The sequence below is a fragment of the Cryptosporangium sp. NPDC051539 genome (genome assembly GCF_044454545.1).
Taxonomy (GTDB): domain Bacteria; phylum Actinomycetota; class Actinomycetes; order Mycobacteriales; family Cryptosporangiaceae; genus Cryptosporangium.
Genome location: NZ_JBITDV010000010.1, coordinates 327,169 through 334,778, shown reverse-complemented (window position 1 = coordinate 334,778; position 7,610 = coordinate 327,169). Strand labels below are relative to the sequence as shown.

Here is a 7,610-nt window from a genome sequence, read left to right as displayed (position 1 = left end):
CTGCGCCTGCGCCTGCGCCTGCGCCTGCGCCTGCGCCTGCGCCTGCGCCTGCGCCTGCGCCTGCGCCTGCGCCTGCGCCTGCGCCTGCGCCTGCGCCTGCGGCGCGACGAACGGCGAAGGTGCGTCCAGCGGGGAGGGCAAGCGCGCGGTCATCCCGGCCTGCGGCGCCCCGAGCGCCGGTGGCTCAGGCAAGGGGCGCGGCGCGCCTCCGGGCTCCGGCAAATCGCGTTGGGCCCCTCCGAGCGGCAATGGCTCCGGCAAACCGCGCGGTGTGCCTCCCAGCGGGGACGGCTCCGGCAAGCTGCGCGGTGCCCCTGCGGGCGGGAACGGCTCCGGCAAGCCTCGCGGCGGGCCTCCCAGGGGCGGTGGCTGCGGTAACGCGCCGAGCGGCGGAGGCGGCTGCGGTAACGCGCGCGGCGGCCCTCCGAGCGGAGACCCCCCGAGTGGCGCACCCCAACCGAGGTGCGGTGACGGCTCGAACGGTGAGGCAGAGGACGGCACTCCCTGGTTCGCCTCCCCTGCGCCGCGCCCCCACACCTCCAACGGCGCCCCACCTCCCGCCGCCGACTGCCCCTGCTGCGCCGATGGCCCGTGCTGCGCTGACGGCCCGTGCTGCGCTGACGGCCCGTGCTGCGCTGACGGCCCGTGCTGCGCTGACGGCCCCTGCGGCGCTGAGGGCCCCTGCGGCGCTGAGGGCCCAAGTGGCGCTGAGAGCCCAAGCGGCGCCGACATCGCCTGCGGCGCAGATTGCCCCTGCGGCGCAGATTGCCCCTGCGGCGCAGACTGCCCCTGCGGCGTTGAAGGCCCGTGCGGCGTTAAGGGCCCCTGTGGCGCTGACGGCCCCTGTGGCGCTGACGGCCCCTGCAACGCTGACGGCCCCTGCGGCGCTGCCGGCCCCAGCAGCACCGGCGGCGGCAGCGCCGCAGGTGCTTGCGGCTCGGGCGCCCGGTGGCGGCGCGAAGGCTTCTCCCGCTTGGGAGACGGCGAGTCGAACGTCGGAACCGTCCGGACCGGCACCGTCGGGTCGGACGACGGCTCAACAACGGGATCCGGCGCGCGCCCGCGCGATCTGCCCTTTCCGCGCACCCGGCTCGGCGGCTGCCCGCCGTCGACACGCTTCGCCGCCGCGGCGGCGCGCGCTAGTGCGGCGGCTACGGTCGGCTCGTCGGGAAGGCCATCCGGCGTCGGGCCGGGAGCGGGAGGGAGTTCCGGCGCCATCGTTCTCCTCGGGTCGGGCTGCATCATTCCAGTGCGGTCCAACGCTTCCGAGCCGGGGGCGCGCGGTATACCGGTAACGCGTCGAAAACGCGGACCGAACCGTCACCCGGCACACTGCGGGCATGTCCAGCACACCGCGGGAGCGATCGGGGCACGTCATCGTCTGCGGCCTGCACGGTGTGGGCCTGCGCACGGTCGAGCAACTGCACCTCGCCGGGGTCCCGGTCGTGGTCGTCGACGACGACCCCGACCCCCGCCTGACCAGGACCGTCTCCGCCTGGGGCATTCCGCTCGTGCGCGGTAGCTCCCGCGCGACCGACACACTTCTGGACGCCGGTCTGCCCGGCGCGACCGCGGTGGTCTGCGTCGAACCCGACGATCTGCACGCGCTCGAGACCGCGCTCCTCGTACGGCAGTTGCGGCCGGACGTCCGACTGGCCGTGCAGTTGTCGAACCCGGCGGTCGGCCGCGCGGTGGCGGACGTGACCGGGCCGGGAAGCGTGATCGACGTGGCGGCGCTGGCGGCGCCGTCGGTCGTGGAGGCGTGTCTGCGACGGCGGACGCACCCGATCGACCTCGGCGGCGAGGAATTCCTGGCCGCGGAGGTGACCGCGGACGCGGACGGGACGCTCCGCGAGCTCTTCGGTGACCTCGCCCCGATCGCGGTGGTGCCCTCCGAGGAGGCGGAGCTGGTCGTGTGCCCTGGTCGGGACCACCGCGTCCGGTCCGGCGACCGGATCATCGCGCTCGGCACCCGGCCCGACTTCGTCGGTCGCGGGATCAGGATCCCGAAGGACATCCGCGAGGCTCCGGAGCGACCGTCCCGGCGTGCGGTGTTCACCATTCGGACGTTCGTCAGGACGATGTTCCGGGAGACCGACCGCTCGCTCCGGTTCACGCTCACCGCGTTGCTCACGCTGATGGCACTGTCGATCGGTGTGCTGCTCGTCGGCTACCGCAAACCCGACGGCTCGCACATGTCGCTCCTCGACGCGCTCTACTTCACGGTCGAGACCGTCGGGACGATCGGCTACGGCGACTTCTCGTTCGCCGCCCAGCAGGTGTGGCTCCGTGGGTACGCGGTCGGGTTCATGATCACCGGCGCGATGCTCGCCGCGATCTCGTTCGCGCTGCTGACGAACCTGCTGATCAGCAAACGGATCGCCGAGTCGCTCGGCCGCCGGGACGTCGGCGCGATGGCCGGGCACGTGATCGTGATCGGGCTCGGCGCGGTCGGGATCCGCACGGTCGAGGGGCTGCTCGCCGAGGGGCGTGAGGTCGTGGTCGTCGACCGGGACGAGAACAACCGGTACCTGTCGCAGGCCCGGGCGCTCAAGGTCCCGGTCGTGATCGCCGACGCGACGCTGCCGCAGACGCTGCAGGCCGTGAACCTGCACTCGGCCGCCGCCGTCGCGGTGCTGACCAGCGACGACCTGGTCAACATCGAGACCGGCCTCTCGGTCCGGGACCAGCTCGGCGAGCGCTGGGGCAGCGTCCCGGTCGTGCTGCGGCTGTTCGACCGGCAGCTCGCCACGACCGTCGAGCACAGCTTCGGGTTCGACCACGTCCGGTCGACGGCCGCGCTGGCCGCGCCCTGGTTCGTGGGCGCGGCGCTCGGCCTGGACGTGCTCGGCACGTTTTACGTGGAACATCAGCCGTTCCTGATCGCGGCGCTGTCGGTGGCCACCGGGGGAGGGCTGGACGGGCTCGCGATGCAGGGCCTGTCGGCTCGTACCCGGGTCATCGCGATCAGCCGCGCCGCCGGTGACCGCGCTCTCGAGCATCCGCCACGCAGCGGGACGCGGTTCGGCGCGGGGGATCGCGCGTACCTGGTCGGCCCGTACGAGGAGTTGCTGCAGGTGCTGCGGCGCGATGCGCTCTCGCCTGCGCAGATCGGCGGCTCCGAACGGTCCTAACGCCCGCTATATGCCGTATCGTTACGATTCATGCGGGTGCGCTTGGCGATCAACGACCTCTTCTTCGTGCTCGACGAGAAGATGTGCGAGAGGACCCTGGAAGCCAACGTCGCGGAGGTCGGTCCGCTGAGTCGGCAGGACCCGGGGGACTACATGATGAACGTGTTGCGGGGACGGCTCTCGACCGGCCACGACGCGTGGATCATCGGCCACCGTGCGCTGCCCGACCCGACGCGTCACACGCTCGATCCCTACGGCTCGCCGGGGCGTCACTGGATCCGCGCCGCGTCGGTCTACTACCTGGCGAGCGTGCCGGGATGAGCAACGGGGGCCTCATGTCACTTCCGCGTGCGATCGGCGCCGCGCTCATCGGCGCGGCCGCGACCTTCACGCTCGCCGCCCCAGCCCCAGCAGCTGCCTCAGCCCCAGCAGCCGCCTCAGCGCCGGTGGCCGCCCTGGCTCCGGCATCCGGCTCGGCGCCGGTGACCGCCTTGGCTCCGGCAGCCGCCCGGGCTTCCGCCTACCTGGCAGCGCCGGCTCACCCGACTTCCGCGGCCGACCGGGCTGTGCCTGCGCGCCCGGCCTCGGCCGCCTACTCGGCTTCGGCCGCCTACTCGGCCTCTGTCGCCGACTCCGCCTCCGTCGGGCGCTCGGCTTTCGCCGGGCGTCCGGCCGCCTCGGCTGCGCGGTCGGCGACGGTCAGCGCCTCGCTCGGGGGCGTCTGCGACGAGCGGACGTACCCCTGCGGCTTCCGCAACGGCTACCTCCAGGGCCGCCGGGACGCGCTCCACCGCTGCGACCGCCCGTCCTCGGTGAACCGCCATGACCGCGACGCCCGCTACTGGCAGGGCTACGCCGACGGCTACGACACCGGCTTCCGTTCGTACTGCCCCTGACCCGACCCGGGCTGACCCCGACTCGGCCCTGGCTGACGCGGTCCGGTCTGGCTCACCCGGCCCGACCCAGCTGACCCCGCCCTTCTCGGGCTGACCCCGCCCGGCCCGCCCGGCCTGCCCTGCCCGCCCGGCCTGCCCTGCCCGGCCCGGCCTGCCCTGCCCGGCCCGGCCCGCCCGGCCTGCCCTGCCCGGCCCGCCCGGCCCCGCCCGGCCCTGCCCGCGCAGACCCGGCCCGGCCGGGCCCGACCCTGGCCGGAAAGCCGCCGGCGGTGCACCCCGACCCGACCCCGGACCGGCCAGGGCCGGGTTCAGGACGCCGGGGGCAACCGGCGCAGCTCCGGGGGAAGCATCCGGACGGACGAGAGGCGTTCGCCGCCCAACGGCGCGGACGGCGTCCGACGGGCGCTGAGTGCGGCTGCCACCGGCGGCAACTGCGTCGCCAGGTGGTACAGCGCCTGCTCGGACAGGATCCCGAGCTCCATCCGCCGGTCGGCGACGAGCTCCGCCGGGGTGTCGTCGCCCAGCAGCGCGCCGAGCCCGAATACCTGCCCCGGCCCGAGCTCCGCGACCGGCACCGGACGCCCGGCCGGATCCGGCGCGAACACCCGCCCCGACCCCTGGACGACGAGCGCCAGCTGCCCACCCCGGGCCGGCAGCTTGTCGTTCCGCTCCAGCCGCAGCTCGCGCAGTGCCCCGGCCGCGACGGCCAGCCCAGTGGCGTCCAGACCCGCGAAGAACGGGACCTGAGCCAGCGCGCGCGCCGGATCCACCATCTCGCCGGAGATGTCGGCCGGACGCGGCAGACCGTTCTGTTCGGCCCAGAGATCGGCGTAGACCCCGCCGAGCGCGACCAGATCGTCGTGGCGTCCCTGCTCGACGACCTGACCGTTCTCCAGCACGTAGATCTGGTCGTAGTCGACGATCGACGTGAGCCGGTGGGTGACCGCGATCAGCGTCCGGCCGCTGGCTACCGTGTCGAGCGTCTCGGCGACCAGCCGTTCGGTGCGCGGGTCGAGCGCCGAGGTGGCCTCGTCGAGCAGCAGGACCGCCGGGTCGCGCAACAGCGCCCGCGCGATCGCGAGACGCTGCCGCTGCCCGCCGGAGAGCCGGACGCCCCGCTCACCGACCGGGGTGTCGTAGCCGCGGGGCAGTGTCATGATGTATTCGTGCAGCTGAGCGGCTCGCGCGGCCTTCTCGATGTCTTCCGGCGCGGCCCCCAGCCGACCGAGCCCGATGTTGTCGCGGAGCGTCCCGTCGAACAGGAACGTGTCCTGGAAGACGACGCCGAGCTGCCCGCGCAGTGACGCGAGCGTCGCACCGCGGATGTCTCGGCCGTCGAACAGCACCGCACCCTGGTCCGGGTCGTAGAACCGCATCATGAGCTGCAGCGTCGACGACTTGCCGGCACCGGTCGGACCGACGAACGCGACCCTGGTCCCGGCCTGGATCGTGACGTTGATGCCGCGCAGCGTCGGGCGGTCGCCGTCGTAGGAGAAGCCGATGTCGGCCAGCCGGATCTCTCGCCGCACCGGCGGGAGCGGCGTGGCCTGCGGGTGGTCGTCGATGTCGGGCTTCGCGAGAAGGATCTCGTTGACGCGGGAGAGCGCACCGGTCGCGGTCTGGATCAGCTGCCCGATGCCGGTCAGCCCGGTCACCGGCCCGACGACTCCGCTGACCAGCGCGACGGCCGCGACGAAGTTGCCCAGGCTGAGCCGGTCGTTGATCACCAGGTAGCTGCCGACGACGAGCATCACCAGCCGCAGCGTCGTCACCACCGCGTCCACCGAGAGGTCGAACAGACCGCTGAACAGTTGCAGCGAGAGCTGGCGTTTGAACACCCGGTCGGACTGGCGCTTGAAGCGCCTGCGCTCCTCGTCCTCCAGGCCGAAGGCCGCGACGACCGGGTGCGCCTGGTAGCTCTCGGCCGCGACCGAGACCAGCGCACCCATGTTCTCCTGCACGGCCTTGCTGCGCTTGAGCGCTCCGCCGTCCATCCGCCGGTAGATGAACCCGACGATCGGGGCGCCCAGCAGCACGATGACGCCGAGGATCCAGCTCAGGCCGAGCAGCGTCCCGGCCGCGACGAGCAGGGACGCCAGCTGGAACGTGCCGTCCCGCACCGTGTTCGACAGGCCCTGCTCCAGCTGGCCGACGTCGGACAGCAGGCGGGACAGGATGTCGCCCTGCTTGCGGCCGGAGTACCAGCGGGCGGAGAGCGTCTGCAGCCCGCTGAACATCTGCGTGCGCAGTTCCCGGACGATCGACGCGCTGACGTACGCGGACACGTAGTTGCGTCGCAGCTCGGCCAGGAGCGAGACCGCGAACGTGGCCGCGAGGACGCCGACGATCGTCCCGATGAACTTGAAGTCCGCGTTGCCGCGGGTCAGCTCGTTGACCAGCCGGGAGAACGCGAACGGGAAGATCGCCACGAACCCGAGCTGGGCCAGCAGGTAGATGCCGATCTCGATCTCGCGCCGGACGTGCGGACGCAGGTAGCGCAGAGCCAGCTTGAGGAACGCGGAGATCCGGATCGGCTCCTCGTCGACCTCGAGCGAGCGCTGCCACTGCTCCTCGAGGCCGGAGAGACCGAGTCCGTAGACCTCCTGCACGATGCTGTCGGTCGCGCCCGGCCGGGCGGTCGTGAAGACCTTCCAGAGGTCGGCCTCGCTGCCGCGATCCAGCAGGAAGCGGACGAAGCTCAGCGCCATCAGAGTGCGGAGCTCGCCCTCGGCGCGCACGAGTGGCGGCAGGCCGCGTTCCTCGTCGATGTCGGCGAGGTACGAGTCGGCCGAGGGGACTCCGCACAGGTGCAGGCCGTAGCCCTCGATGAGTAGTTCGACGTCGTTGGCCGCCGGGAGGGCGGCACCGAAGAACAGCGCGAGCGGGCGCTCGGGAGGCTCCGGGGGATTCTCGGCGGTGACCACCACCCAGATCTCGCCGCGGGCGGCGTCGACGACGGTGCCGGAGGTGAGGACCATGCCGGGGTCGTCGGGGTCCGGGAAGGGGTCGACGAGACAGATCTGGGGCTTGACGCCCCAGGGTTCGGAGCCGAGACCCGCCAGGCGCTTGCGCGCGCGTTTGACCGCGGCCGCGTAGGCGGTGGCGGCCGCCTCCCCGGCGCTGCCGGGCCGGTAGCGGAGGACGGCCGCGTCGGTCTCCTTGGCGACCATCTGGTCGAGGGCGGGCCGCAGCGGCGACGGGTTCCCGGTCTGGAACGCCTGCCCTTCGGCCGCGGCACCGTCGAACTGCCGTCGATCGTGGGGGACGCCTGCCGGCGGGCCACCGCTGGGCCGGCCGTGCCCGCCGCCGTACCCAGGCCCAGGACCGGGACCGGGACCAGGACCAGGACCGGGACCGCCCGGGACGCCGACCGTCGCACGGCCCGCGCGTCCGGCGACCGGGACGGCGGCTCCGACGGCAGCCGAGCCGACGACCGGCGCCGAACCCAACTGCCCGCCGTACGGCTGCCCCTGCGGAGGCACCTGCTGCGGTGGCGCCTGCTGGGGAGGCGCCTGCTGGGGCGGTACCTGCTGCGGAGGCGCCTGCTGCCAGCCCTGAGGCTGGCCACCGCGCTGAGGCG

General features: G+C 73.5%; 4 protein-coding genes. 3 read left to right on the top strand and 1 reads right to left on the bottom strand.

From position 1 onward, the window contains the following. Positions 1-1,340 precede the first annotated feature (1,340 nt). From ACIBZJ_RS30005 to ACIBZJ_RS29995, 3 genes are read left to right on the top strand one after another with little or no spacing between them, the layout of a single operon-like run. A complete protein-coding gene (locus ACIBZJ_RS30005) occupies positions 1,341-3,134 on the top strand; it encodes an NAD-binding protein (protein WP_395935449.1) in 1,794 nt (597 codons plus the stop codon). A gap of 30 nt (positions 3,135-3,164) precedes the next feature. Beyond that, a complete protein-coding gene (locus tag ACIBZJ_RS30000; protein ID WP_395935447.1) occupies positions 3,165-3,455 on the top strand; it encodes a hypothetical protein in 291 nt (96 codons plus the stop codon). Between the two features lie 14 nt (positions 3,456-3,469). After that, a complete protein-coding gene (locus ACIBZJ_RS29995; protein ID WP_395935445.1) occupies positions 3,470-4,030 on the top strand; it encodes a hypothetical protein in 561 nt (186 codons plus the stop codon). Between the two features lie 308 nt (positions 4,031-4,338). On the opposite strand, the gene ACIBZJ_RS29990 is transcribed toward ACIBZJ_RS29995, so the two are convergent. After that, positions 4,339-7,610, bottom strand: a 3,272-nt coding sequence (locus ACIBZJ_RS29990) for an ABC transporter transmembrane domain-containing protein (RefSeq protein ID WP_395935443.1), incomplete at its 5' end; no start/stop codon positions are given.

Bases quoted from the DNA above. Each gene is read 5' to 3' on its own strand.
- ACIBZJ_RS30005 (WP_395935449.1), top strand. From the start codon at position 1,341: ATGTCCAGCACACCGCGGGAGCGATCGGGGCACGTCATCGTCTGCGGC.
- ACIBZJ_RS30000 (WP_395935447.1), top strand. From the start codon at position 3,165: ATGCGGGTGCGCTTGGCGATCAACGACCTCTTCTTCGTGCTCGACGAG.
- ACIBZJ_RS29995 (WP_395935445.1), top strand. From the start codon at position 3,470: ATGTCACTTCCGCGTGCGATCGGCGCCGCGCTCATCGGCGCGGCCGCG.